Source organism: Mycobacterium sp. NPDC003323, from assembly GCF_053589535.1.
In genome coordinates, this window is record NZ_JBSFSB010000010.1 from 100,397 (window position 1) to 124,347 (window position 23,951).

The following is a 23,951-nucleotide window of genomic DNA, read 5'->3' on the forward strand; positions in this document are numbered from 1 at the left end:
CCTGGTGCGTGTCTACATACCGGCGACGCTGGAGATGTTGCAGCAGCTCGTCGCCGATCGGTTGCTCCATGCCCGCAGCGGGACCGCGTTCGCGGTGACCCCGGCACTGCGGGAGGCCTACGCCGAGGGCGACGAGGACGAGCTCGCCGAGGTTGCTCTGGGGGACGCGGCACTGGCGTCGTTGCGGTTGCTGTCGGCTCAGGCCGGCAGTGCATTACCGCCGCGCCGTGCCGTGCTCGTGGCTGATGTCGAGGGCGCCGCGGCCCGCCCGGACCTCGACGACGCGGTGGTCCGGTTGGCGGGTCCGGTGCCGATCGAGGACGTCATCGCAGCGTATGTGGACAACGCCGCCGCCGAATCGGCGGTGCGCCGGGCGGTCGACGTCATCGACGAGGCCGATCTGGGCGACGAGGATGCCGAGCTGGCGGTGGGTGACGCGCAGGATCACGACCTGGCGTGGTACGCGCCGCAGGAGTTGCCGTTCCTGCTCGAACTGTTGTGACGTAGATCGCTGCAGCGGGACGGGAAAGGTCTGTACGGGACCGTAACTTACGGTACCGTAGGTTGCGTGGCCAAGAATGAAATCAAGGTCTCGGCCAAAGTCGCCGAGACGGTGCGCCCCTCCATCGCCGGCGCCGATCGCCACCCCGGCTGGCATGCGCTGCGCACCATCGCCGGTCGCATCACCACCCCGCTGCTGCCCGACGACTATCTGAAGCTGGCCAACCCGCTGTGGTCGGCCCGCGAGTTGCGCGGCCGCGTCGTGGAGGTCCGGCGCGAGACGGTCGATTCGGCGACGCTGGTCATCAAGCCCGGGTGGGGTTTCCATTTCGACTATGAGCCGGGCCAGTACATCGGTATCGGCCTGCTGGTCGACGGTCGGTGGCGGTGGCGTTCGTACTCGCTGACCTCCGCGCCGGTGCGCAGCGGTCAAAACAGGCGCGGCGCGCGCACCATTACGATCACCGTGAAGGCGATGCCCGAGGGATTCCTGTCGACCCACCTTGTCGGCGGGGTGGCAGCGGGCGCGATCGTTCGGCTGGCCGCGCCGCAGGGCAACTTCGTGATGCCCGACCCGGCGCCGGCCTCGGTGCTGTTCCTCACCGCGGGGTCGGGGATCACCCCGGTCATGTCGATGCTGCGCACGCTGGTCCGCCACGATCAGATCACCGACATCGTGCATGTGCACTCCGCGCCGACCGAGGCCGACGTCATGTTCGCCGCCGAGTTGAAGGAGCTGCACGCGACGCATCCGGGGTACCGGATGCACCTGCGCACGACGCGCACGCAGGGCCGGCTGGATCTGAACCGTCTTGACGAGGTCGTGCCGGACTGGCGGGATCGGCAGACCTGGGCCTGCGGCCCCGAGGCGATGCTCAACGATGCCGAGCGGTTGTGGGCCGGCGCCGGACTGCCCGAGCAGCTGCACCTGGAGCGCTTCGCAGTCACCCGCGCGGCACCGCACGGCACCGGTGGCACGGTCACCTTCGAGCGCAGTGGCAAGACGGTGAGCGCCGACGCCGCGACATCGTTGATGGAAGCGGGCGAAGGTGCGGGTATCCAGATGCCGTTCGGCTGCCGGATGGGCATCTGCCAGTCCTGTGTCGTCGGCCTGGTTCAAGGTCACGTCCGCGACCTGCGCACCGGCGTGGAACACGAGCCCGGATCGCGCGTGCAGACCTGCGTTTCCGCAGCGTCTGGCGACTGCGTTCTGGACGCATAACTTTTACTGACAAGTAACCTACGGTGCCGTAGGTTACGGTATCGTAGTGAACGGAAGGAGGACCGAACGAATATGGCTGTTACCGACGTACCGGAATTTGCACATCTGACCGCGGCGGACATCGAAACCCTCGGCGCAGAGCTCGACGCGATCCGACAGGACATCGAGGACTCGCGGGGCGCGAACGACGCGCGCTATATCCGACGGACGATCGCCTTCCAGCGCACGTTGGAACTCACCGGCCGGGCACTGCTCGCGGGTAGCTCCAAGCGTGCCTTCTGGTGGGCGGGAGCCTCCACCCTGGGCGTGGCCAAGATCATCGAAAACATGGAGATCGGCCACAACGTCATGCACGGCCAATGGGACTGGATGAACGATCCCGAGATTCACTCCTCGACGTGGGAGTGGGACATGGGCGGCGCATCCAAGCACTGGCGGTTCACCCACAACTTCATGCATCACAAGTACACCAACATCCTGGGCATGGACGACGATGTGGGCTACGGCCTGATCCGCGTCACCCGTGATGCGAAGTGGAAGCCGATGAACGTCTTCAACCTGCTGTTCAACACAGCGCTGATGACGCTCTTCGAATGGGGTGTCGGCCTTCAGCACCTGGAGATCGGCAAGATCTTCAAGGGGCGCGACGACCGCGACGCGACGATCGTGCGGATGAAGGAGTTCGGCGTCAAGGCCGGGCACCAGATCGCCAAGGACTACGTGATGTGGCCGGCACTGACCTCGCTGTCGCCGGGTGCCACCTACAAGTCCACCGCGCGGGCCAACTTCCTGGCCAACATCATCCGCAACGTGTGGGCCAATGCCGTGATCTTCTGCGGACATTTCCCCGACGGTGCGGAGAAGTTCACCAAGACCGACATGGTCGGTGAGAGCCGTGGCCAGTGGTACTTGCGGCAGATGCTGGGCAGCGCCAACTTCGACAACGGCCCGGTGCTGCGCTTCATGAGCGGCAACCTGTGCCACCAGATCGAGCATCACCTGTTCCCGGACCTGCCCAGCAACCGGTACTACGACATCTCGATCAAGGTGCGGGCGCTGTGCGACAAGTACGACCTGCCCTACACCACCGGGCCCTTCCTGGTGCAGTACGGCAAGGCGTGGCGCACCATCGCCAAGCTGTCGCTGCCGGACAAGTTCCTCACCGACACCCGCGACAATGCGCCGGAGACCCGCAGCGAGCGGATGTTCGACGATCTCGACGGCTTCGGTGTCACCGATCCGGCCACCGGTAAGCGGCGCGGGCTCAAGACCGCGATCGCCACGGTGCGCGGCTGGCGTCGCGACAAGCAGAAGGTCGCCGCCTAGCTCCACTCCGCGAGCAGACGTGAAGGGCCCCGAAACCTCAGGGTTTCGGGGCCCTTCGCGTCTGCTCGTCGCGGCTCAGTAGCCCGCTTCGCCGAGGGTGACCAACAGCCGCCGGGCCGCGGCGACCCGGGTCGCCGCCGGCCCGGTCAGGGCGTCCAACGCGCACTCGGGATCGGCCGGCGGGCCCATGTGCCCGCATCCGCGCGGGCAGTCATCCACCGCCGCAGCCAGATCCGAGAAGGCCTGCACGACATCATCGGGCTCGACATGGGCCAGCCCGAATGACCGGACGCCGGGGGTGTCGATCACCCAGCCCGACCCACGCAGCGCCAGCGCCACCGACTGGGTCGAGGTGTGCCGGCCCTTCCCGACACCGGTCACCGACCCGGTGGCCCGCTCCGCTTCGGGCACAACACGATTCACCAGCGTCGACTTACCCACCCCGGAGTGCCCGAGCAGCACCGTCACCTTGCCGTCCAGGACTGCGGCCACTTGATCGAGCGGATCGTCACGCCCGGCCGTCAGCACGGTGAGGTCCAGATCGGCGAACTGCGCGGCGAACGGCGCGGCATCGGCCAGATCCGATTTCGTCAGGCACAGGATGGGGGACAGGCCGCCGGTGTAGGCCGCGATCAGCGCGCGTTCGACGAATCCGGTGCGCGGGGGCGGATCGGCCAGCGCCACCACTATCAGCAACTGATCGGCGTTGGCGACGACCACCCGTTCGGTGGGATCGGTGTCATCGGCGGTGCGGCGCAACACCGTTCGGCGCTCGGCGCGGCGCACGATGCGCGCCAGGGTGTCGGGGCGCCCGGACACGTCGCCGACGATGTCGACCTCGTCACCGACGACGATCGGGGTCCGGCCCAACTCGCGGGCGCGCATGGCGGTGACATTGCGCTGCGGGTCACCGCCCAGCGCGCATCCCCAGCGGCCACGGTCGACGGTGACGACCATCGCCTCCTCGGCATCGGCATGCTCGGGCCGGGTCTTGGTGCGCGGTCGCGAACCCTTGCCCGGGCGCACCCGGACATCGGACTCGTCGTACTCGCGAGATCTCAATGCGCGCCCAGCATCTCGGCCCACATCCCCGGGAAGTCCGGCAGTGTCTTGGAGGTCGTCGCGATGTCCTGCACGGCGATGCCCGGCACCCGCAACCCGATGATGGCACCCGCGGTCGCCATCCGGTGATCGGCATAGGATTGCCACACCCCACCGTGCAGCGGGACCGCGGTGATCTGCAGGCCGTCGGGGGTCTCGACGCACTCCCCGCCGAGATTGGTGATCTCGGTGCGCAGCGCGGCCAGCCGGTCGGTCTCGTGGCCACGCAGGTGCGCGATACCGCGCAGGGTGGACACCGAACCGGGCTCGGCCAGCGTCGCCAGCGCGGCCACCGCGGGGGCCAGTTCGCCGATATCGTGCAGGTCGATATCGATACCGCCGAAGCCCTCGGCGCCACGCACCTCCAGATGTGAATCATGATGCTGTGCAGTCACGTTCACCCGCGACAACAGGTCCAGGATGTCGCCGGCGGGCTGGATGCTGTCCGCGGGCCAGCGCAGGATCCGCACCGTGCCCGCGCTGACGGCCGCGGCCGCCAGGAAGGGCACCGCGTTGGACAGGTCCGGTTCGATGTCCCAATGCCGGGCGGCCACCCGGCCCGGGGCGACATGCCACCGGTTGGGCGCACCGTCGTCGACGCTGACACCCGCGCTGCGCAGCATCGAGACCGTCATCGAGATGTGCGGCGCCGAGGGCACCGAGTCCCCGGTGTGCACGACGGTCAATCCGTCGGCGAATGTCGCGCCGGCCAGCAGCAGCCCGGAGACGAACTGCGAGGACGCCGAGGCGTCGATGTGCACCTCACCCCCGGCCACCGACCCCTGCCCGCGGACCTGGAACGGCAGGCCGGTGCCGTCGATGCCGACGCCGAGCCCGCGCAACGCCTCCAACAGCGGGGCGATGGGGCGCGCCCGGGCCTGCTCGTCGCCGTCGAAGGTGACGGTCTCGGTGCTCAGCGCGGCCACCGCCGGCAGGAACCGCAGGACGGTGCCCGCCAACCCGCAGTCGATGCGGCTGCCGCGTTCCGGCGCGATGGCGCCGCTGACGCGCAGCTCGGTACCGGCACCGTCGACGGTGGCACCCAGGGTGCGCACCGCGCCGATCATCAGGTCGGTATCGCGGCTGCGCAGCGCCCCGCTGATGGTGGTCGTGCCCTGCGCGGTGGCCAGCGCGGCCAGCACCAGCGCCCGGTTGGTCAGCGATTTCGACCCCGGCACCTCCACGGTGGCGTCGATGGGTGTGGTCGTCGTCGGTGCCGGCCAGTTGCTCACGGCCTCTATCCTGCCTGGTATGTGTGGGCGATTTGCGGTGACCACCGACCCTGCGTTGCTGGCCGAGAAGATCAAGGCTCTCGACGAGACCACGGCGACGGGTCAGGGCGGTGACCCGAACTCCACCGCCAACTACAACGTCGCCCCGACCACCACCATCAGCACCGTGGTCAAACGGCACTCCGAACCCGACGACGAGTCGGTCCGGCGGCTGCGCTCCATGCGCTGGGGACTGATCCCGCCGTGGGCCAAGACCGGTGCGGACGGCGGACCCGACCTGAAGAAGGGTCCGCTGCTGATCAACGCCCGCGCCGAGACGGTGACCACCTCACCGGCCTTCCGCGCGTCGGCCAAGAACAAGCGCTGCCTGGTCCCGATGGACGGCTGGTACGAGTGGAAACCCGGCGCCGCCGAGGGCGCGAAGAAGCCGGCCAAGACGCCGTACTACATGTACGCCGCCGACGGTGAGCCGCTGTTCATGGCCGGTCTGTGGTCCACCTGGCGTCCGAAGGATGCGCCGAAGGATGCGGCGCCGCTGGTCAGTTGCACCATCATCACCACCGACTCGGCCGCCCAGCTCGCCGATGTCCACGACCGGATGCCACTGACCATCAGCGCCGAGGACTGGGACCGCTGGCTGGACCCGGACGCACCGATCGACGAGGGACTGCTGCGCGGCCACGGCGACCTGGACCGCATCGAGATCCGTGAGGTGTCGCGACTGGTGAACAGCGTCCGCAACAACGGCCCGGAGCTCATCGCCGAGGTCGAGCACGAGGCGGGGCTGTTTTGACCCTCGGGCCGGTCGTGCTCGACGCGCTGGCCGCCGATCTGGTCTCGGCCGGCTACACCGTCGACCGCGTCGCCGAACTGCTGGGACCCGACGCGAACGCCGCACTGGGGCGCGGCGTGTGGTGGCTGGCGCTGCGGGTCACCGCCGATGACCGGCTCTCGGTGCTGGTGCGGCTGTTCCTGCTCGGTGCCGAGGAGTCCCGCGAACGTCTCGGGCGGGCCTTCCCGTCGGTGCCGGTCGACGCACTGGTCGCCGGCGGCGTCCTGGATCTGGTCGGGCCCGGCCGCTTCCGGGCCGCGCTGGACATCCGCCCGCACAGCGACGGCGAGCGCGACTTGCTGGTGGTCTCCGATCAGGATGCCGCGCTGCGCAGCGGCCCGGTGCAGCGCGACCACGTGCTCGGTATCGGCGGGGCCTCGATGGCGCTGGCCCGCGCGGTGGTCCGGACGCCGGTGCGTCGGGCGCTGGACCTGGGCACCGGCTGCGGTATCCAGGCGCTGCACCTGGACACCCACTGCGACGCCATCGTCGCCACCGACACCAACAAGCGGGCGCTGACGCTGGCCGCGGTGACGGCCCGGCTCAACGGGATGGACTGGGATCTGCGGCACGGCAGCCTGTTCGAACCGGTGGCCGGCGAGCGGTTCGATCTCATCGTGTCCAACCCGCCGTTCGTGGTGGGCTCCGGCGATGCCGACTACATCTATCGGGATTCCGGGATGGCCGGAGATCAGTTGTGCCGCACCCTGATCGAGCAGTTGCCCGATCACCTGGAACCTGGCGGCACCGCTCAGGTGATGGCCAACTGGATTGTCCGCGGTGATGATTGGCGCGAGCGGGTGACCGGGTGGCTGGCCGGCACCGGATTGCACGCCTGGGTGGTGCAACGCGAACTGGCCGACCCGGTCAGTTACGTGTCGCTGTGGCTGGCCGACGCCGGCGAAACCCCGGAGACCGCGGCCCGCCGCGGTGGCCAGTGGCTGGACTGGTTCGCCGCCGAAGGCATCCGCGGGATCGGCATGGGCGTGGTTTCGCTGCGTCGTCCCGACGACGGTGAGGCGCCCGAGCACATCCTCGAAGAGATCACCGGTGCCGACGAACTGGTCAGCGGTGTCGAGGTCGAAGCCTTCTTCGCGCGCCGCGCCTATCTGCGCGACACCGCCGACGATGCGTTGCTGGCCGCCCGCCTGTCCACCGCACCCGTTCTGCTGGAACAACATTCGCTGCCCGGGCCGCAGGGGTGGCAGCAGATCGGGGCGGCCGTGCGCCGACCCGGTGGGCCGGGCGCGGTGATCGGCGTCGACGATGTCTTCACCGCACTGCTGGCCGGGTGCCGAGGCGAGGTTCCACTGGGCACGCTCATCGAATTGCTGGCCGCCCACCACGGGGTCGACGCCGACGCGCTGGCCGCCGCGGCCCTGCCGGAGGTGCGGGAGGCCATCGCCCGCGGAATTCTGTACCAGGCGGGTTGATCAGCCCCGGCGCAGTGCTGATTCATGCGCCCCGGCGCAGTGCTGGTCTATGCGCCCCGGCGCAGGGCAGCCACCACGGCGTAGGACGCCTCGAAGCTCACCGAACCATCGGCACGCGCGCATGCCGACAGCGCCGCGGTGAAGGCATCGACCAGCTTGGTCCTGGTGGCCTGCTCGACGCGGCTCAGGACATCCACGTGCATCGGTGACTCCTCGGTGACGAACTGCACCGCCGCCGTGAGCGACTCGAAAGTCCATGTGTGCGCGTCGTTCTCGATGAAGATATCGGCGAAGTCGTCGGCCAGCCGGGTGGTGATCACATCGGCCTCGCCCCACTGATCGGGGCTGTACTCGGCGTTCGGCCGCGGGCCGAGCACCTCCACGATCGGGTCGAAGAACGGGTTGTGGGCGTCGCGCACCCAGGTGGAGAAGCCGAAGACACCGCCCGGGCGCAGCAGTCGCGCGACCTCGGCGACCAGCGAGGCCGGCTCCACGAAGATGATGCCCATGTTCGACACCACGGCGTCGAAGCCGGCGTCGGGCAGACCCGTCGCGGCGGCGTCTCCGGCCACCCAGCGCACCGCATCCCCGCCCGGTTTGTCGGCGGCCAGCGCCAGCAGTTCCGGGGTGAGGTCCACACCGGTCACCTCGGCGCCGGCCGCGGCGGCCGAAAGCGCCGCCGTGCCGGTGCCGCAGGCCAGGTCGACCACCGCCGCGCCCGGCAACGGATGCAGCCGGTTGACCGTTTCGACCACCCGGACGGCGATCGGGGAGATTTGTTGTGCGACGGCCTCGTACCGACCCGCTGACCAGATGGACACCCGCCCACCCTATCTTTCGGCGCGAGTGACCGTGTCCGCACGCAGACACGCCGGGGATGCGGACACTTCACGGTCGCTCGGCGTCCGTCCCACGCATCGATCAGCCCAGCAGGTCGAGCACCTCCGGGGTCACCTCGTCGACGTCGGCGGCGAACTCGTCGTGCTTGTCCAGGAACTTCTGCACGAACTCGCACACCGGGACGATGCGCAGCCCGGCGCCGGATGTCTGGCTCAGCGCCTCGCCGATCAGCTTGGTGGCCAGACCTTTCCCGCCGAACTGCTCGCCGATCTCGGTGTGATGGAAGATGCGTTGCGCCTCGTGGTCACGGTAGGCGGCGAACCCGGCGAGCTCACCACCGTCGAAAATCTCGAAGCGGCTCTGTTCGGGGACGTGCTTGACGGTGTCGGACATGACTCCATCATGGCCCCGCGTCAGGTGGCCAGGATGTCCGCGGTCACCGCGGCGGTCAGCCGCACGAGGTCGGCCGGCGCCAGCGCCACGTCCCAGCCGCGCTTGCCCGCGCTGCACAGCACCCGGTCCCAGCGCAGCGCCGAGGAGTCGATGACGGTCGGCAGCGCCTTGCGTTGCCCCAGCGGTGAGATCCCGCCGAGCACGTAACCGGTGGAACGTTCGGCGGCGGCCCGGTCGGCCATCGTCGCCTTCGGCACGCCGAGCGCGGCCGCGGCCGCCTTCAACGACAGCTTCGACGGCACCGGCAGCACCGCCACCGCCAGACCCGTGGGCACGGCCAGCACCAGCGTCTTGAGGATCTGCTCGGCGGCCAACCCGTGCGCGACGGCCAGTTCGGCGACGGCCTCCTCGCCGAAGGATTCGGCGCGCGGGTCGTGCTGGTACCGCATGATCTCGTGGTCGGCGCCGGCGGCGATCAGCGCCGCGACGGCCGGGGTGGCTGCGCGTGACACCGCGTCAGCCTAGTCGTGGGCGCGCGGGAATTTCGGCGGCCGCGGCCGTCGTTGTTGCTGGCAGCGCAGCCCAACCCGGGGTGTGTCGGTCATTGCCTTTAGGATCGTCGGAGAGGGGATTTTGGTGCCAACGGCCTGCCTGGAACGTCCGGTGTCCACACTGGAGCTGTTCGGTGATGCCGCAACAGAAGGGACGGTGTCTCCCGCAATGACCGATATCGACGAGATGGCCCCGGCGCCGGCCGAGGAGACCGATGCCGAACTGACGGCACGGTTCGAGCGCGACGCCATCCCGCTGCTCGACCAGCTCTACGGCGGCGCGCTGCGGATGACGCGCAACCCCGCCGACGCCGAGGACCTGCTGCAGGAAACCATGGTCAAGGCCTACGCCGGCTTCCGCTCGTTCCGCGCCGGGACCAACCTCAAGGCGTGGTTGTACCGGATCCTGACCAACACCTACATCAACAGCTACCGCAAGAAGCAGCGGCAGCCGGCCGAGTACCCGACCGACGAGATCACCGACTGGCAGCTGGCGTCCAACGCCGAGCATTCCTCGACCGGTCTGCGTTCGGCCGAGGTCGAGGCGCTGGAGGCGCTTCCGGACACCGAGATCAAGGCCGCGCTGCAGGCGCTGCCCGACGAGTTCCGGATGGCGGTCTACTACGCCGACGTCGAGGGCTTCCCGTACAAGGAGATCGCCGAGATCATGGACACGCCGATCGGTACGGTGATGTCGCGTCTGCACCGTGGCAGGAAACAATTGCGCGAACTGCTCGCGGATGTGGCCCGCGACCGAGGCTTCCTACGAGGTCAGCAGCAGGACGAGCCGGAGGAGGTCTCCTCGTGAGTGACACCCGTGACGACGAGCGCTGGGTCCCGCCGGTCGGGCCGATCGACCCCGAGCACCCCGAGTGCGCCGCGGTCATCGCCGAGGTGTGGACGCTGTTGGACGGTGAATGCACCGTCGAGACGCGCGACCGGCTGCGCCAGCACCTCGAGGAATGCCCGACCTGCCTGCGCCATTACGGCATCGAGGAGCGGGTCAAGACGTTGATCGCCACCAAGTGCAGCGGTGAGAAGGCCCCCGACAGCCTGCGCGCCCGGCTGCGGCTGGAGATCAGCAGAACCACCATCATTCGCGGCTGACGGCCGCACAGACGGACAAACGACAACCGCCCGGGCTCTGCTGAGCTCGGGCGGTTCGTTGTCTGTACAGCGCGCGTCAGGCGTTGGGGCGACGGCCGTGGTTGGCCTTCGAGTGCTTGCGGTCGCGCTTCTTGCGGCCACGCTTGGCCATGGTGAACCTCCGAGTCTGGTGAATACTTGACCACCAGTGTCTCATGCCGCGGGGGGTGCTTTTTCCTCACCTGGTGTGCGATGGCCGAGCCGGTGTTGTGGTTCGATATAGGCCGGTGGGCAGACCGCAGCCGGCCGGGAGCGCAAGTGAGTGGGGTGAAGATGGCCGAGGATGTTCGCGCCGAGATCGTGGCCAGCGTGCTGGAGGTCGTGGTCAAGAAGGGCGACCAGATCGGTGAGGGCGACACCCTCGTGCTGCTGGAATCCATGAAGATGGAGATCCCCGTGCTGGCCGAGGTCGCCGGCACCGTCACCGAGGTCAGCGTCGCGGTGGGCGACGTCATCCAGGCCGGTGACCTCATCGCCGTCATCAGCTAGCCGCTCGGCCCGGGCTCATGTCGACCCTCGGCGACCTGCTTGCCGAGCACACCGTGCTGCCCGGCAACGCCGTCGACCATCTGCACGCGGTCGTGGGCGAGTGGCAACTGCTCGCCGACCTGTCGTTCGCCGACTACCTGATGTGGGTGCGCCGCGATGACGAGGTGCTGGTGTGTGTGGCCCAGGTGCGGCCCAACACCGCGCCGACGGTGCTGCTGGCCGACGCGGTGGGAACCTTGTCCAACGCCGCGGAGATGCCGGTCGTCGGCGCGGCGTTCGAGTCGGGGGCGATCGGGCGGGAAAGCGATGCGGGTCCGCTCGGAACCCTGGACGGGCTGTGGCTCAACGTCGAGGCCGTGCCGGTGCGCCACACCGACAAGGTGGTCGCGGTGCTCACCCATCAGACCGCACTGGCCGACCGGCGCAAGTCCAGCCCGCTGGAGCGGGCCTATATCGAATGCGCCCGCGATCTGCTGCGCATGCTGGCGGAGGGCACCTTCCCCAATCTGGGCGATGCCGCGATGACCCGGTCCAGCCCTCGGGTCGGCGACGGTTTCATCCGGCTCGACGTCAACGGTGATGTCACTTTCGCCAGCCCCAACGCCCTGTCGGCCTATCACCGGATGGGTCTGAACGCCGAACTGCAGGGCCAGAACCTCATCGGTGTCACCCGTCCGCTGATGTCGGATCCGTTCGAGGCCCAGGAGCTGGCCAACCATCTGCGCATCTCGGTGGCCGGTGGGGCCAGCACCCGGATGGAGCTCGACGCGGGCGGCGCCGCGGTGCTGCTGCGCACCATCCCGCTGCTCACCGGCGGCGAGCCGACCGGGGCGGCCGTGCTGATCCGCGATGTCACCGAGATCAAGCGGCGCGACCGCGCGCTGCTGTCGAAGGACGCCACCATCCGCGAGATCCACCATCGGGTGAAGAACAACCTGCAGACGGTCGCCGCACTGTTGCGGCTGCAGGCCCGCCGCACCAACAACGCGGAGGGCCGCGAGGCGCTCATCGAGTCCGTGCGCCGGGTGTCCTCGATCGCCTTGGTGCACGATGCGCTGTCGATGTCGGTCGACGAGGAGGTCAACCTCGACGAGGTCGTCGACCGGATCGTCCCCATCATGAACGACGTCGCCTCGGTGGACACCCCGATCCGGATCACCCGCGAGGGCGATCTCGGGGTGCTGGACGCCGACCGCGCCACGGCGCTGATCATGGTGATCACCGAGCTGGTGCAGAACGCGCTGGAACATGCCTTCGACGGCGACGCCTCGAAAGGATCGGTGACCATCCGGGCCGAGCGTTCGGCGCGCTGGCTGGATGTGGTGGTGCACGACGACGGCCGCGGACTCCCGGAGGGCTTCAGTCTGGAGAAGTCCGACCGCCTCGGTCTGCAGATCGTGCGCACGCTGGTGTCCGCCGAACTCGACGGCTCACTCGGCATGCACGATGTGGCCACCGGCGGAACCGATGTGGTGCTGCGAGTGCCCATCGGCCGTCATCGCCGGATGCCCATCTAGACGGTCCCATGTGACCGAAATGTGATGAGCCGCACAGCCTCTCACGACAAACGACTGCGGCCCCGACGTGATCGTCGGGGCCGCAGTCGTCAGGGTCGAGATCGGCTAGACGCTGCTGCGGGCCTTCGTCCGCGCGTTGCGGCGCTTGAGCGCGCGACGCTCGTCCTCGCTCATGCCGCCCCACACGCCGGCGTCCTGGCCGGACTCCAGCGCCCAGCTCAGGCACTCGGTGGTCACCGGGCAACGGTTGCAGACGAGCTTCGCATCAGCGATCTGCGCGAGAGCCGGGCCGCTGTTCCCCACGGGGAAGAACAGTTCCGGATCCTCATCGCGACAGACCGCCTTGTGACGCCAATCCATAGCTTCCAACTCCTAGTCAGGTTTCTGCCGTGTGCGCCACAAAAACGCACTAGCTTTTTCTTCGGCTGTTAACGCGTGCACATGAAATGTTTCTGCACTGTTGCATCCGATGGTTTCACAGGCTGAACAGATGTCAATAGAAGTGCGTTAACACGTGGGCAATGTCACTGCGCTACCGGGTTACCGGACCGCTCACCCGTTTGTACTACACTCAGATCCACTTGCGCTCTAATTTTCTGGCTCTCACAGCGAATTCGCAGGTCAGGCCGCTGTGAGGGCTTCATCACCCCGGTGCGACGACGCCGATGGCGTCGGGAACCGAGGTGAACGTCATCGCATCACGCAAGCCGATGTAATCGCCGTCGATCTGACAGGCAACCGGTGCGTCGCTGGTCACCCGCAGCCATGGCAGGTCGTCCTCGCGGATCAAATGCCGGGCCGCGATATCGGGCTTGGCCGACAGCATCCGGCGCACCAGGCCGAGATTGCGCCAGACGTTCATGCTCGTGATGGCGAACACGCCCAGACCGGTGTCGAAGGTCGTACTCGGATTTGTCCACACCGGTCGGGTGTTGGCGTAGGTCCACGGGCTGGAGTTCGAGACGAACGCGAAATGCACGGCCCGGACCGGATCGCGGTCCGGCAGTTCCACGGTGAGCTGCGGATCCTTGCGCGCGCTGGACAGCATCTCGCGGATCGCGACCCGGATGTAGCGCGACGCTGTGACCTTGCGGCCCCGGGCCCGCTGTTCCTCCACCGCGGCCACCACATCACCATCGACACCCATGCCCGCGGTGAACACGCCCCAGCGTTCACCACAGTTCATCAGGCCGATGCGCCGCCATGGCCGGCCGCGGGCGTGCGCGCCCAGCACGTCGACCAGCTGATTGGTGGCCACCACCGGATCGGGGCTGATGCCCAGCGACCGCGCGAACACATTGGCCGAACCGCCGGGGACCACCCCGACGGCCGGCGTGTGCGACTGTTCGGACAGCACGCCGTTGACCACTTCGTTCACCGTGCCGTCACCGCCGTGCACGATCAGCACGTCGGTTCCGTCGCGCGCCGCCTGGGCGCCGATCTCGATGGCATGACCGCGGTGGTCGGTGTGCAGCACGGTCAGATCGACCCGACTCTCCAGCGCATGCGCCAGCAGGTCACGCCCGGCCGGGGTCGTCGATGTCGCGTTCGGGTTGACGATCAGCACGGCGCGCACGGGGTATCAGCCTAACCGTCGATCGCAGCGTGCTGTACCGAGGAGTCGAAACGGATGATGAGTGCCCGGGGTCGCGACGGTGAGCGGTCGATGAACAGTCGACCTATCGATCGCGTTGCGGCGCAACCCCGTTCATCCCGCGGCATTGGGCAGCAACGGCGGGCAGACGCCGTGCGCGTCGGTGGCCAACTCGAAATGCCAGGTCTCGTTGGCATATATCTGGCACAGCCCGAACCGCGGCCCGTTGGCGATCATCCACTGATCGGCGCCGGGCCCGCCGATGTCGACGGCCTCGCCGACGACATGACGGGAATGCTCGGGCAATTGGACGTACTGCCGGGCGGCCTCGAAGCTGCCGTAGGTCAGGATCGCATCCTCGAGCAGTTGGCGCTGGAACTCCGGGGTGCGCCAGCCCGAGGTGATGGTGACGGTCACGCCCTCGGCGGCCGCCGCCGTCGTCGCGTTCTGCACGGCGGTCAGTAGCGCGGGAGCCAGGTTGCCGATGGTGGGATCGGCCACGTCGAACGCGGTCAGCGGCCGGGCGGTCTGATCGGCGGGTTCGGCCTGGGCGACGGGTGCGGTGAGGGCGGCGACCGCCATCAGGGCGGCAGTCAGCTTCAGGCGCATCACCTCAGTCTAGAGACCGCCGTCGCTGACATCGCCGTCCACGTACTGCCAGGCACCGTCGCGGGCACGGTTGAAGCGGCTGCGTTCGTGCAGGATGTGGCGCCGGCCGTGCTGCTCGTATTGCGCCCGGAACTCGACGATGCCGCTGTCATCGTCGATGCCGCCCGCCTCGGTGTCCACGATCTGCAGCCGACGCCAGGTCATCGTGTCGTCGAGGTCGAGCCGTCGCGGCCGTGTGCCGGGATGCCATGACAGCAGTAGATAGTCGGGCAGGCCCAGGGCGAAAGCGCTGTAGCGCGAGCGCATCAGGGCCACGGCGGTCGGCGCGGGTGTGCTGCCGTCGTGGCACGGTCGACAACAGTCCGGGTAGGACCGGCCGGAACCGCACGGGCACCGGTCAGTGCTGGACATGGTCGGCCACCTGCTGCACCAGGTTGTGGATGTCCGGCGGGCCGTCGGTGCGTTCGGTGACCCACGCCAGGGCGATTTTCGCTGGTGCCCAGGTGGTTTCATCAATCGGGATGAGTTTGAACTCCGGTGGTGAGAAGATGCGCCCGATCGCCGAGGCGGGGGCGTAGGTCACCAGTGCGACCAGGTGGCGGTTGAACACCTGGGTGGCCATCTCCAGTTCACCGCCGAGATCGTTGGTGGTGCGCACGATCCGGGTGACGCCGCGCGCCGCCAGGCCGCGCGCCAGCCCGGCCAGCACCACCGGATTCGGCCGGGCGAAGTCGATGACGACGTCGCGGTCGCGCAACTGCTCGATGGTCACGGTGTCGGCGGCGGCCAGTGGGTCGTCGAAACGCACCGCGATCGCGCCCGGATAGCTCGCCACCACCCGGTGCTGCAACCGTTTGTCCGAGGAGGGCAGATGGATCAGCCCGATGTCCAGATGCCCGGAGACGAGTTTCGCGGTGACCTCGGCCGCCGATCCCGGCAGGCTGAACTCGGTCGGCACCGGCAGATCGGCCACCGCGGTCTCCAACCGGGCCAGGAAGTCCGACGGGGCGTATGCCGTCGCGCCGATCCGAACTGGGATGTCCGCCTTGGTGATCCGATCCGCGGTCGTCTTCAGTTCCGCCACCTTGCGCAGGATCTCGCGCGCCGGTTCGAGCAGCTCGGTGCCCAGCGCGGTGAGTTGCACACGGTGATAATCGCGTTCGAACAGCGGCCCACCGAGTTCCTTCTCCAGCAGCTTGATCTGCTTGCTCAGCGGGGGAGGCGTGATCATCAGCCGATCGGCGGCCCGTTTGAAGTGCAACTCCTCGGCGACCGCCACGAAATAGCGGAGTCGGGTGAAGTCGACGTGCATGCGGACACTCCGAGACGGCTGATGGATTCTGGTGATCCTAGACGCCGGGTGTGCCCGGTTGCATCGACTCCAGCACCCCGCGCGCCAGCAGGTCGGTGATCTGCGCGTCACCGAGGCCCAACAGTTCGGCCGCCACCTCGCGGGTCTGTTCACCCAGCAGCGGCGCCTGCCGCAGCGGTGGGTCGGCGATCCGGTCGGAGTGCACCTGCACGTTCTCCATCACGAACGGTGTCGTCCACAGCGGGTGCAGTTCCTCCCGGAATGCGCGGCGCTGCGCGTAATAGGCCCAGTCCGGCAGTTGCGCGGCCCGCAGCACGGCCCCCGCCGGCACCCCGGCCTGCTGCAGCAGCGCCATCGCCTCCTCGGGCGCGTGCTGGGCGGTCCACTCGCCGACGGCCTCGTCGATGCGTGCCCGTGCGCTGTCGCGACCCGACTGGCACGCCAGGGCCGCATCGGCGGCCAGATCGGTTCGGCCCAGCACGGTGCACAACGCCTGCCAGTCGGTGTCACCGCGGACCGTCACGACCACCCAGGCGTCGGCGCCGGCCGCGGGGAAGACACCCCACGGCGCATCGCGCGCCGGACGCTGACCCAGAACGTCCGCGGCTATCTCACCGGCGAGGTGGCTGAGCATCACCTCGGACTGGGCGATGCTGGCCGAACCGCCGGCGCCGGTACGTTCCCGGCGCAGCAGCAGGGCCAGCGCCGCCAGGGCGCCGATCCGGGCCGACACGTGATCGGGATACACCGTGACGGTGTCGCAGAACGTGTCCGGTTCGCCCGGATACGTCCACCGGTCGGTGAAGCCGGCGGCCGCGCGTACCAGCGGTCCGTAGCCGAGCCGCTTCGCCCACGGGCCGGTGGGGCCGAAGGCCGAACTGTCGATCACCACCACCTGCGGATTCACGGTCCGCAGCGTCGCGAAGTCCATGCCCAGTGTCTCGGCGACACCGGGTTTGAAGTTGGTCAGCATCACATCGGCACCGGCCACCATGCGGTGCGCCAGTTCCCGGCCCTCGGAGGTCCGCAGATCGATACCGATGGAGCGCTTGTTGCGATGGCCGGCGGCATAGGTCTGCGACACGGTGGTCAGATTGCCGCGCAAGCCGTCCGGGAAGGCGGAGTTCTCGATCTTGACCACGTCGGCGCCCAGATCGCCGAACAGCCGTCCGGTGTCACTGCCGACCACGATCACGCCCAGATCCAGAACCCGTAATCCCTCCAGCGGCAGGCCCTCGTTGCGGCGGGCACGCGCGGCCAGCAGCGGCGCCGCCGTCAACCGCGCCGGGAACGGCTGCGCGGCGACCAGGGTGCTGGCGCGGTGGCCGTCGATCTCACACACCCCGGCCGGGGCCGGGATGCGTTGCCCGGGTGCGATTTCCACCTCGCGCACGAATCCGCGTTCGGCCACCTGCTCGGTGTGCAGCGCCTCGGCCACGGTCAAGACCGCGGCAGTCGGGACCCCGTGGCGCTGGCCCTGGGCCTGCAACTCGGCGCGGGTCTTGTCATGGGCGAACCGTTCGATGGCCGGCAGCAGCGTCGGTGACAGGAACCGCTCCTTGAGCCGGTCGAACTTCGAGTCGGCGAATTCGGCGGGACGCCCCATCCATTCGAACATGCCGTGCCACTGGCGTTTCGACAGCAGGCAGATGCGCACGTGCCCGTCGCGGCAGCCGATGATGGGGTAGCGCTGGCGTTCGGCCGCCCAGTTGCGTTCCTGGGCGCTGATGGCGACGCCGCCCGCGGCGGTGCCCGCGGTGCCGAACGGCGGGTCGAGGGTCTGCATCGCGCCCTCGAGCACGGAGAAGTCGATGAGATCACCACGGCCGGTGCGCAACCGATCCAGGAACACACTGATCACCATCACCGCCGCCTGCGTGGCGGCCACCTGATAGGGCAGGTGCCGGCCCGGCGGTATCAGCGGCGCCCGTCCGGGAATGCCGGAGCGCGACAACGCACTGCTCAGTGCGTGCAACACCGGCGCGGTGGCCTGCCAGCCGCTGAAGTCGTTGTCGCGCCCGAAATCACTGATCGACAGGATGACCAATGCCGGGTGGCCGGCGTGGATGTCGGCGACGTCCAGCGCCGCCTCGCGAGCCGATCCCGGCGTGCTGTCCTCGATCAGGATGTCGGCGCCGGCCAGCAGCGCCTGCCACTGCCGTCGACCCTGAGGTGTGTGCAGATCCACCTCGGTGGTGGGCAGGCCGTGCCGGTTGATGACGATGTCCAGATCGGTCACCGGTTCCGCCGCGGACGTCGACACCACGGTCACCGTGGCACCCAGATCGGCCAACAGCCGCCCGACCGCCGTCATCGGACCACACGTCAGGTCGAGGATCTGTACCCCGGAAAGCGGTGGGTCGTAATCGTTGTCGGTCAATTTCGGCGTGCCTGTCGGAACGGGATGTCGCGGTCGACCTCGGGTTCCTTCGGTAGCCCCAGCACCCGTTCCCCGATGATGTTGCGCTGGATCTGGTCGGTGCCGCCGCCGATCGAGGTGAAGAAGGCGTTGAGCGTCAGGAAGTTGACATCGTCGGACTCGGGGTGCTCGGGTCCGGCCAACAGCGCCCGGGCGCCGATGATGTCGGTCTTGAGGCGGGCCTCGGCGTGCAGGATCGCCGACATGGCGAGCTTGCCCAGCGACATCACCGCACTGGAGGTGCCCTGTTTGGCCTCGGCCTTGGCGCGGGCGTTGTTGAGGCTGTTGAGTTCTCGCAACGCCAGGACGTCGGCCAGGGACCGGCGGATCGCCGGGTCGTCGAGGCGGCCGTGGTCGCGGGCCAGTTCGATGAGACTGTCGGCGCGGGAGCGGTTGCGTCCGGAGCGCCCGGCCGAGCCCATGATGGAGCGTTCGTAGGCCAGCGCGGTCTGCAGCACTCGCCAGCCGTTGCCGGTGCCACCGACGACGTACGCGTCGGGCACGGTGGCGTCGGTGAGGAACACCTCGTTGAAATGCGATTCGCCGGTGATCTGGACGAGCGGCCGGATCTCGATACCGGGTTGTTTCATCGGGATGATGAAGAAGGTGATGCCCTGGTGTTTGGGCACATCCCAGTCGGTGCGGGCGATCAGCAGGGCGTGATCCGAGGTCTGCGCGCCCGACGTCCACACCTTCTGGCCGTTGATCACCCACTCGTCGCCCCGGCGGACCGCCGAGGTGCGGATGCCGGCCAGATCCGACCCGGCCCCGGGTTCGCTGTAGAGCAGGCAGGTCCGGGATCGTTCGGTCAGGAAGTCGTGCAGCAGTGCGGTTTTCAGCTCATCGCTGCCGAACTTGAGCACGGTGTTGGCCGCAATGCTGTACTTGTCCTGCCGCGATCCGGGTGCGCGCACGGCCCGGAACTCCTGCTCGATGACATTGGCCAACCGAGGGGGGTACCCGCGGCCGTACCATTGCGTCGGGTAGGTGGGCACGGCGTATCCGGCGGCCACGACGCGCGCCAGCCAGGCGATCCGCTCCGGTGAACTGGCCCACGGATCATCGGATGTGGGTAGCGAGGTCCAGTTGCGGGCCAGCCAGTCGCGGACCTCGATGCGCAGTTCGTCGGTGGTGGGCACATCGTCGTTCATCTCAGGCACCCTTCGACAGCAGGTAACGCTCGCGGTGCAGACCGGAGTCGCCGAACAGTTGCAGACCGGTACGTGCCCGGCGCACATACAGATGGGCCGGGTGTTCCCAGGTGAACCCGATACCGCCGTGCATCTGGATCGCCGCCATGGCGGTGCGCACATAGGCCTCGGCGCAGGCGAAGCCGGCCAAGGCCACTGCGCCGGCGCGGGTTTCGGCCGTGCCGTCGGCGGCGGCGATGTGCGCGGCGGCGTGCTGGGCGGCCGAGGTGGCCGACTCGACCTCCAGCAGCAGATCGGCCGAAATGTGTTTGAGCGCCTGGAAGCTGCCGATCGGGCGACCGAACTGGATGCGCGTCTTGAGGTACTCGATGGTGATGTCGAAGATGCGCCGGGCCGCGCCGGCCTGCTCGCCGGCCAGCGCGACCACGGTCAGATCGAGTGCCTGCTGCACCTGCGCCCAGCCCGCGGAGCCGAGTCGGCGGGCGGGGGTGGCGCCGAAGGTGTAGGTCGACAGCCGGGTGGTCGGGTCGAACACCGAGGACGGCGTGCGTTCGAAGCCGTCGGCATCGGGTGCGACCTCGAAGACCGCGGGCCCGTCGGCCGTCTCGGCGACGACGAGGATGACATCGGCGACCTGACCGTGGGTGACGTAGTGCGCGTCGCCGGTCAGCGTTGCATCGGCGTCGGCGCGCACATCGACCCCCGCGGGCGTCCAGGTGCCGGCGGCACCGGTGAGCGCCACCGTGCCGATCGAGGTGCCCTGCGCCAGACCGGGCAGCAGGCGTTGTTTGTCGGCGTCGGTGCCGGCGGCCTGGATCAGGGCGACGGTCAACACGGCACTGGACAGCCACGGCGCCGGCAGCAGCGCGGCACCGGTCTCCTCGGCCACCGCCTCCAGTTCGGGCGCGCCCAATCCGACGCCGCCGAACTCGGGTTCCACCAGGAGACCCGTGACACCTTGCGTGGCCAGTGCGGCCCACAGGTCGCGGTCGAAGCCGTCGGTTTCGTCGACCACGCGGCGCACATCGGCCTCGGTGCAACGCTCGCGCAGCAGGTCGCGGACCGCGGACCGGAGTTCGGCCCGCTCGGTCACGGAGATGGTCATGGTGCCGCCTTCCCGGGATCTGGCCATCCCATGGTTCGTGGCGGCGGCGGCGATGTACATCACGGATCGCGACACCCGTACGTTTCCGATCCGGAAACGTGCTGTGGCCGCGTCGCCGGGTATGCCTTGGCGCGCCGAGCGGGTGCGTCGGTACCGTACTGACGTGACCGAGCGCCGTGACAAGCCCTGCCTGCTGCTGTTGAACGGGCCCAACCTGAACCTGCTGGGCACCCGTCAGCCGGAGATCTACAGTTCCACCACGCTCGCCCAGATCGAGCAGCAGGTGAGCGAGGCGGCCGGCCGGTTCGGTCTGGACGTGCGTGCGGTGCAGAGCAACCATGAGGGTGAGCTGATCGATGCGATCCACGCCGCGCGCGCCGATTGCGCGGGCATCATCATCAACCCCGCCGCCTATAGCCACACCTCGGTGGCCATCGCCGATGCGCTGACCGCCGCGGAACTGCCGGTGGCCGAGGTGCATCTGAGCAACGTCCACCGGCGTGAGGCGTTCCGGCACCACTCGTATGTGTCCGCCGTGGCCGAGGTGGTGATCGCCGGTGCCGGGCCGCAGGGCTATGTGTTCGCGGTGCAGTTCCTCGCCGGCCGGGTGTCGTGATCCAACCGCCGATCGTCCGCTATGCGGGCCTGCTGGTCGCCGCCGAGGGGGTGGCCGCCCTGATCATGGCGGCGGTGTTGCTGATGCGTGCCTTCGGTGGAGCCGACCAGGACATCGTCAACGGCTACGGCACCGCCGTGTGGTTCATTCTGATCGGTGGCGGAGTGCTCGCCGGCGGCTGGGCGCTGATCACCGGCCGGCGTTGGGGCCGCGGGATCGCGGTGCCGACCAATCTGCTGCTGTTACCCATCGCGTGGTACGTCATCACCAGCCACCACGCCGTCTACGGGATCCTGGTCGGGTTGCTGGCGCTCGGGACGCTGGGCATGCTGTTCAGCCCGTCATCGGTGCAGTGGATGGCCGGGCGCGACGAGACCCGCTAGGCCTCCGCGGCCAGGGCCGCCAGTTCCGCGCCCGACACCCGGTAGGTGGTCCACTCGGTCTGCGGCTTGCCGCCCACCGCGTCGTACAGCGCGATGGCGTTGACGTTCCAGTTCAGCACCGCCCAGCTCAGCCGGGTGTAGCCGTGCTTGCGGCATTCGGCGGCCAGGGTGGCCAGCAGCTTGCGGGCCAGGCCGCGCCGCCGGAACGCCGGGCGCACGAACAGATCCTCCAGGTAGATCCCGGACACGCCATCCCAGGTGGAGAAGTTCAGGAACCACACCGCCGTCGCGGCGGCGTGCCCGTCCACCTCGATGATGTGCGCATAGGCAGTCGGCCGGCCACCGAACAGGGCGGCGTGCAGCGACTCTTCGGTTACGACGCACTCGTCGGCGGCGTTCTCGAAGTCGGCCAGTTCGCGGATCATCGCGACGATCTCGGCCTCATCTCCGGGACGTGCCGGCCGGATCACTTCGGTCATGTGGTTGCTCCCAGTCCTGTCAGGATGGTCCGGAACTTGGCGGTGGTCTCGTCGACCTCGTCGTCGGGATCGGACTCGGCGACGATGCCGCCCCCGGCGTGCGCGAGGGCGGTGCGCCCGCCGTCGGTCAGCGTGGCGCAGCGGATGGACACCACCCAGCGACCGTCGCCGGTGCCGTCGCACCAACCGACCGCGCCGGCGTAGAACCCGCGGTCGCCCTCCAGTTCGGTGATCAGCGCCGAGGCCAGGTCGGTCGGCACCCCGCCGACCGCGGGCGTCGGGTGCAGCGCCAGCGCCAGGTCCAGGGCGGTGCTGCCGTGGCGACGCAGGCGGGCGCGGATCGGGGTGCTCAGATGCCACAGCGCGTCGGTGCCGTGCAACTGCGGCTCGGCGGCGATCTGCAGATCGACGCACAGTGGTTCCAGCGCCTGGCGCATCATGTCGACCACCAGGGCGTGCTCGTGTCGGTTCTTCGCCGAGGCGGCCAGCGCGGTGGCCTGTGCGGCGTCGGTATCGGGGTCGGCCGAGCGCGGCGCCGATCCGGCGAACGGCTGGCAGATGACGGTGTCACCGCGGCGGGCGACCAGTAGTTCGGGGCTGGCGCCCACCAGGACGCCGTCGGAACCGGCCGGGGACAGGTCGGCCAGGTAGACGGTTGCGGCCGGGTCGGCGGCGGCCAGCCGGGTCAGTACCGATCGCGGGTCCCAGGCGGTGTCGGCGCACAGGCGCAGGGCCCGCGCCAGCACCACCTTCTCCAGCGCGGACTGCGGTGCCCGCAGGCGCCGGACCGCCTCGGCGACCCGGGCGCGGTGCTGCGGTCCGGGGGGCAGGGTCTCGCGCGACCGGACGATCGGTGCCGGCAGTTGCGGCCAGGCCGGCAGGCCGTCGAGGTGGTGTACCGCGTCGGGCACGTGCAGGGCAGCGGGTGTGTTCAGATCGAACGGCAACGCGCCCATGACAATCGGTGCCGCCCCCGTACGCAGGGCGTGTCGGGCGGCGGCGATTTCGGCGAATCCGGTTCGGACGCCGTCGGCGATGACGGTGCCCGCGGGCCCCGACAGGACGAAGGACGCAGTCACGCCGGCGGCAGGCATGGGTTGGTGTGGCCGGTCAGGCCGAGCGCACCGATCTGGCGGATGCCCTTCTCGAATCCGCACACCGCGATGGAGGCGGCCGCCATCGCGAACCGCACACCCTCGGACACCGGGAGTTCGACCCATCGGCTCAGCACGGACCGGGAGAAGTGACCGTGGCCCACGAACACCACATCGCGGGTTTCCATGTGGCTCAAGGCCAGCGCGATGGCGCGGTCGGCGCGCTCGCTCACCTGGGCCGCCGTCTCGCCGCCCGGGCACTCGTGCGTCCACACCGTCCAGCCGGGTACGGTCTCGCGGATCTGCGGGGTGGTCAGCCCCTCGTAGTCGCCGTAATCCCATTCGGCCAGGTCCGGTGTCACCTCGTCGACCGTCAGACCGGCCAGCTCGGCGGTCTCCAGGGCGCGGCGGCGCGGGCTGGAGATCACCACCGGGTCGCTCAGTTGCAGATCGCCGAGGGCCTCGGCGGCCAGCCGGGCCTGATCGCGGCCGACGTCGAGCAGCTCGAGATCGGTGCGCCCGGTGTGTCGACCGCTGCGCGACCACTCCGTTTCCCCGTGCCTCAGCAGTAACAACCGATGCTGGTGGACGCTCACCGACGCGATT

Annotated in this window: 28 protein-coding genes; 11 read left to right on the forward strand and 17 right to left on the reverse strand. The window is 69.0% G+C overall.

Going from position 1 to position 23,951, the window contains the following annotated elements; genetic code table 11:
* Position 1 precedes the first annotated feature (1 nt).
* The 3 genes from ACWDUN_RS21095 (at position 2) to ACWDUN_RS21105 (ending at position 3,049) form a co-directional block, all read left to right on the forward strand.
* Positions 2–502 (forward strand): DUF6912 family protein, encoded by a 501-nt coding sequence (locus tag ACWDUN_RS21095; protein ID WP_449932049.1) that lies wholly within the window; start codon positions 2–4, stop codon positions 500–502.
* Positions 503–568: 66 nt separating this feature from the next.
* Positions 569–1,723: a ferredoxin reductase gene (locus ACWDUN_RS21100; RefSeq protein ID WP_449931951.1), complete on the forward strand. Its 1,155-nt coding sequence runs from the start codon at positions 569–571 to the stop codon at positions 1,721–1,723.
* 72 nt (positions 1,724–1,795) lie between these two features.
* On the forward strand, positions 1,796–3,049 hold the full coding sequence (locus tag ACWDUN_RS21105) for a fatty acid desaturase family protein (protein ID WP_449931952.1): 1,254 nt from the start codon (positions 1,796–1,798) through the stop codon (positions 3,047–3,049).
* 75 nt (positions 3,050–3,124) lie between these two features.
* Here ACWDUN_RS21105 and rsgA read toward each other — a convergent pair whose 3' ends face one another.
* On the reverse strand, positions 3,125–4,111 hold the full coding sequence (gene rsgA, locus ACWDUN_RS21110) for a ribosome small subunit-dependent GTPase A (RefSeq protein ID WP_449931953.1): 987 nt from the start codon (positions 4,109–4,111) through the stop codon (positions 3,125–3,127).
* Positions 4,108–5,391, reverse strand: a complete 1,284-nt coding sequence (gene aroA, locus ACWDUN_RS21115) for a 3-phosphoshikimate 1-carboxyvinyltransferase (protein WP_449932050.1) — start codon at positions 5,389–5,391, stop codon at positions 4,108–4,110. The genes rsgA and aroA overlap by 4 nt, the downstream gene beginning before the upstream one ends.
* A 10-nt stretch (positions 5,392–5,401) precedes the next feature.
* Between aroA and ACWDUN_RS21120 the strand changes: the two genes are divergently transcribed.
* Together ACWDUN_RS21120 and ACWDUN_RS21125 are read left to right on the forward strand one after the other, a co-directional pair.
* A complete protein-coding gene (locus ACWDUN_RS21120; RefSeq protein WP_449931954.1) occupies positions 5,402–6,175 on the forward strand; it encodes an SOS response-associated peptidase in 774 nt (257 codons plus the stop codon).
* Positions 6,172–7,647 carry a DUF7782 domain-containing protein gene (locus ACWDUN_RS21125; protein WP_449931955.1) on the forward strand — a complete coding sequence of 492 codons (1,476 nt, stop codon included), beginning with the start codon at positions 6,172–6,174 and terminating at the stop codon, positions 7,645–7,647. Before ACWDUN_RS21120 ends, ACWDUN_RS21125 begins: the two co-directional genes overlap by 4 nt.
* Positions 7,648–7,694: 47 nt before the next feature.
* On the opposite strand, the gene ACWDUN_RS21130 is transcribed toward ACWDUN_RS21125, so the two are convergent.
* The 3 genes from ACWDUN_RS21130 to ACWDUN_RS21140 all read right to left on the reverse strand — a co-directional run bounded on the left by ACWDUN_RS21130 (position 7,695) and on the right by ACWDUN_RS21140 (position 9,392).
* The gene (locus tag ACWDUN_RS21130; protein ID WP_449931956.1) at positions 7,695–8,468 is read right to left on the reverse strand and encodes a class I SAM-dependent methyltransferase; all 774 of its coding nucleotides are present in this window, start codon (positions 8,466–8,468) and stop codon (positions 7,695–7,697) included.
* A gap of 100 nt (positions 8,469–8,568) precedes the next feature.
* Positions 8,569–8,880 carry a GNAT family N-acetyltransferase gene (locus ACWDUN_RS21135; RefSeq protein WP_449931957.1) on the reverse strand — a complete coding sequence of 104 codons (312 nt, stop codon included), beginning with the start codon at positions 8,878–8,880 and terminating at the stop codon, positions 8,569–8,571.
* A 20-nt stretch (positions 8,881–8,900) separates the two neighbouring features.
* Positions 8,901–9,392 (reverse strand): aminoacyl-tRNA deacylase, encoded by a 492-nt coding sequence (locus ACWDUN_RS21140; protein ID WP_449931958.1) that lies wholly within the window; start codon positions 9,390–9,392, stop codon positions 8,901–8,903.
* Positions 9,393–9,600: 208 nt separating this feature from the next.
* On the opposite strand from ACWDUN_RS21140, the gene ACWDUN_RS21145 reads away from it, so the two are divergent.
* Together ACWDUN_RS21145 and rsrA are read left to right on the forward strand one after the other, a co-directional pair.
* Entirely contained in the window at positions 9,601–10,239 is a 639-nt protein-coding gene (locus tag ACWDUN_RS21145) for a sigma-70 family RNA polymerase sigma factor (protein ID WP_449932051.1), read from the forward strand.
* A gap of 44 nt (positions 10,240–10,283) precedes the next feature.
* Positions 10,284–10,538: a mycothiol system anti-sigma-R factor gene (gene rsrA, locus ACWDUN_RS21150; protein ID WP_449932052.1), complete on the forward strand. Its 255-nt coding sequence runs from the start codon at positions 10,284–10,286 to the stop codon at positions 10,536–10,538.
* Between the two features lie 76 nt (positions 10,539–10,614).
* Here rsrA and ACWDUN_RS21155 read toward each other — a convergent pair whose 3' ends face one another.
* Positions 10,615–10,689, reverse strand: a complete 75-nt coding sequence (locus ACWDUN_RS21155; protein ID WP_085976028.1) for a 50S ribosomal protein bL37 — start codon at positions 10,687–10,689, stop codon at positions 10,615–10,617.
* A 161-nt stretch (positions 10,690–10,850) separates the two neighbouring features.
* On the opposite strand from ACWDUN_RS21155, the gene ACWDUN_RS21160 reads away from it, so the two are divergent.
* Both ACWDUN_RS21160 and ACWDUN_RS21165 read left to right on the forward strand, forming a co-directional pair.
* Positions 10,851–11,066, forward strand: a complete 216-nt coding sequence (locus tag ACWDUN_RS21160) for a biotin/lipoyl-binding carrier protein (protein ID WP_024454384.1) — start codon at positions 10,851–10,853, stop codon at positions 11,064–11,066.
* 17 nt (positions 11,067–11,083) lie between these two features.
* Positions 11,084–12,583, forward strand: a complete 1,500-nt coding sequence (locus ACWDUN_RS21165; protein ID WP_449931959.1) for a sensor histidine kinase — start codon at positions 11,084–11,086, stop codon at positions 12,581–12,583.
* A gap of 105 nt (positions 12,584–12,688) precedes the next feature.
* Here the strand turns inward: ACWDUN_RS21165 and whiB1 are convergent, their stop codons facing one another.
* From whiB1 to ACWDUN_RS21205, 8 genes are all read right to left on the reverse strand, one after another.
* The gene (whiB1, locus tag ACWDUN_RS21170) at positions 12,689–12,943 is read right to left on the reverse strand and encodes a transcriptional regulator WhiB1 (protein WP_019514677.1); all 255 of its coding nucleotides are present in this window, start codon (positions 12,941–12,943) and stop codon (positions 12,689–12,691) included.
* A 283-nt stretch (positions 12,944–13,226) separates the two neighbouring features.
* Positions 13,227–14,159 carry a diacylglycerol/lipid kinase family protein gene (locus ACWDUN_RS21175; protein ID WP_449931960.1) on the reverse strand — a complete coding sequence of 311 codons (933 nt, stop codon included), beginning with the start codon at positions 14,157–14,159 and terminating at the stop codon, positions 13,227–13,229.
* A gap of 132 nt (positions 14,160–14,291) precedes the next feature.
* Positions 14,292–14,786 carry a M15 family metallopeptidase gene (locus tag ACWDUN_RS21180; RefSeq protein ID WP_449931961.1) on the reverse strand — a complete coding sequence of 165 codons (495 nt, stop codon included), beginning with the start codon at positions 14,784–14,786 and terminating at the stop codon, positions 14,292–14,294.
* A 9-nt stretch (positions 14,787–14,795) separates the two neighbouring features.
* Complete coding sequence (locus ACWDUN_RS21185) at positions 14,796–15,197, reverse strand: YchJ family protein (RefSeq protein WP_449931962.1); 402 nt, start codon at positions 15,195–15,197, stop codon at positions 14,796–14,798.
* Positions 15,184–16,098 carry a LysR family transcriptional regulator gene (locus ACWDUN_RS21190; protein WP_449931963.1) on the reverse strand — a complete coding sequence of 305 codons (915 nt, stop codon included), beginning with the start codon at positions 16,096–16,098 and terminating at the stop codon, positions 15,184–15,186. Before ACWDUN_RS21190 ends, ACWDUN_RS21185 begins: the two co-directional genes overlap by 14 nt.
* Before the next feature lie 37 nt (positions 16,099–16,135).
* On the reverse strand, positions 16,136–18,478 hold the full coding sequence (locus tag ACWDUN_RS21195; RefSeq protein WP_449931964.1) for a CoA transferase: 2,343 nt from the start codon (positions 18,476–18,478) through the stop codon (positions 16,136–16,138).
* Positions 18,475–19,668, reverse strand: a complete 1,194-nt coding sequence (locus tag ACWDUN_RS21200) for an acyl-CoA dehydrogenase family protein (RefSeq protein WP_449931965.1) — start codon at positions 19,666–19,668, stop codon at positions 18,475–18,477. The genes ACWDUN_RS21195 and ACWDUN_RS21200 overlap by 4 nt, the downstream gene beginning before the upstream one ends.
* A gap of 1 nt (position 19,669) precedes the next feature.
* Positions 19,670–20,773 (reverse strand): acyl-CoA dehydrogenase family protein, encoded by a 1,104-nt coding sequence (locus tag ACWDUN_RS21205; protein WP_449931966.1) that lies wholly within the window; start codon positions 20,771–20,773, stop codon positions 19,670–19,672.
* Positions 20,774–20,936: 163 nt separating this feature from the next.
* Between ACWDUN_RS21205 and aroQ the strand changes: the two genes are divergently transcribed.
* Positions 20,937–21,389, forward strand: a complete 453-nt coding sequence (gene aroQ, locus ACWDUN_RS21210) for a type II 3-dehydroquinate dehydratase (protein WP_449931967.1) — start codon at positions 20,937–20,939, stop codon at positions 21,387–21,389.
* Positions 21,386–21,772, forward strand: coding sequence for a hypothetical protein (locus ACWDUN_RS21215; protein WP_449931968.1), 387 nt, complete (start codon positions 21,386–21,388; stop codon positions 21,770–21,772). The genes aroQ and ACWDUN_RS21215 overlap by 4 nt, the downstream gene beginning before the upstream one ends.
* Here ACWDUN_RS21215 and ACWDUN_RS21220 read toward each other — a convergent pair.
* The 3 genes from ACWDUN_RS21220 to ACWDUN_RS21230 are packed head-to-tail and all read right to left on the reverse strand — an operon-like array spanning position 21,769 to position 23,941.
* A complete protein-coding gene (locus tag ACWDUN_RS21220; protein ID WP_449931969.1) occupies positions 21,769–22,251 on the reverse strand; it encodes an N-acetyltransferase family protein in 483 nt (160 codons plus the stop codon). The genes ACWDUN_RS21215 and ACWDUN_RS21220 overlap by 4 nt on opposite strands.
* Positions 22,248–23,345 carry an isochorismate synthase gene (locus ACWDUN_RS21225; protein ID WP_449931970.1) on the reverse strand — a complete coding sequence of 366 codons (1,098 nt, stop codon included), beginning with the start codon at positions 23,343–23,345 and terminating at the stop codon, positions 22,248–22,250. The genes ACWDUN_RS21220 and ACWDUN_RS21225 overlap by 4 nt, the downstream gene beginning before the upstream one ends.
* A complete protein-coding gene (locus tag ACWDUN_RS21230; RefSeq protein WP_449931971.1) occupies positions 23,327–23,941 on the reverse strand; it encodes an acid phosphatase in 615 nt (204 codons plus the stop codon). The genes ACWDUN_RS21225 and ACWDUN_RS21230 overlap by 19 nt, the downstream gene beginning before the upstream one ends.
* Positions 23,942–23,951 lie beyond the last annotated feature (10 nt).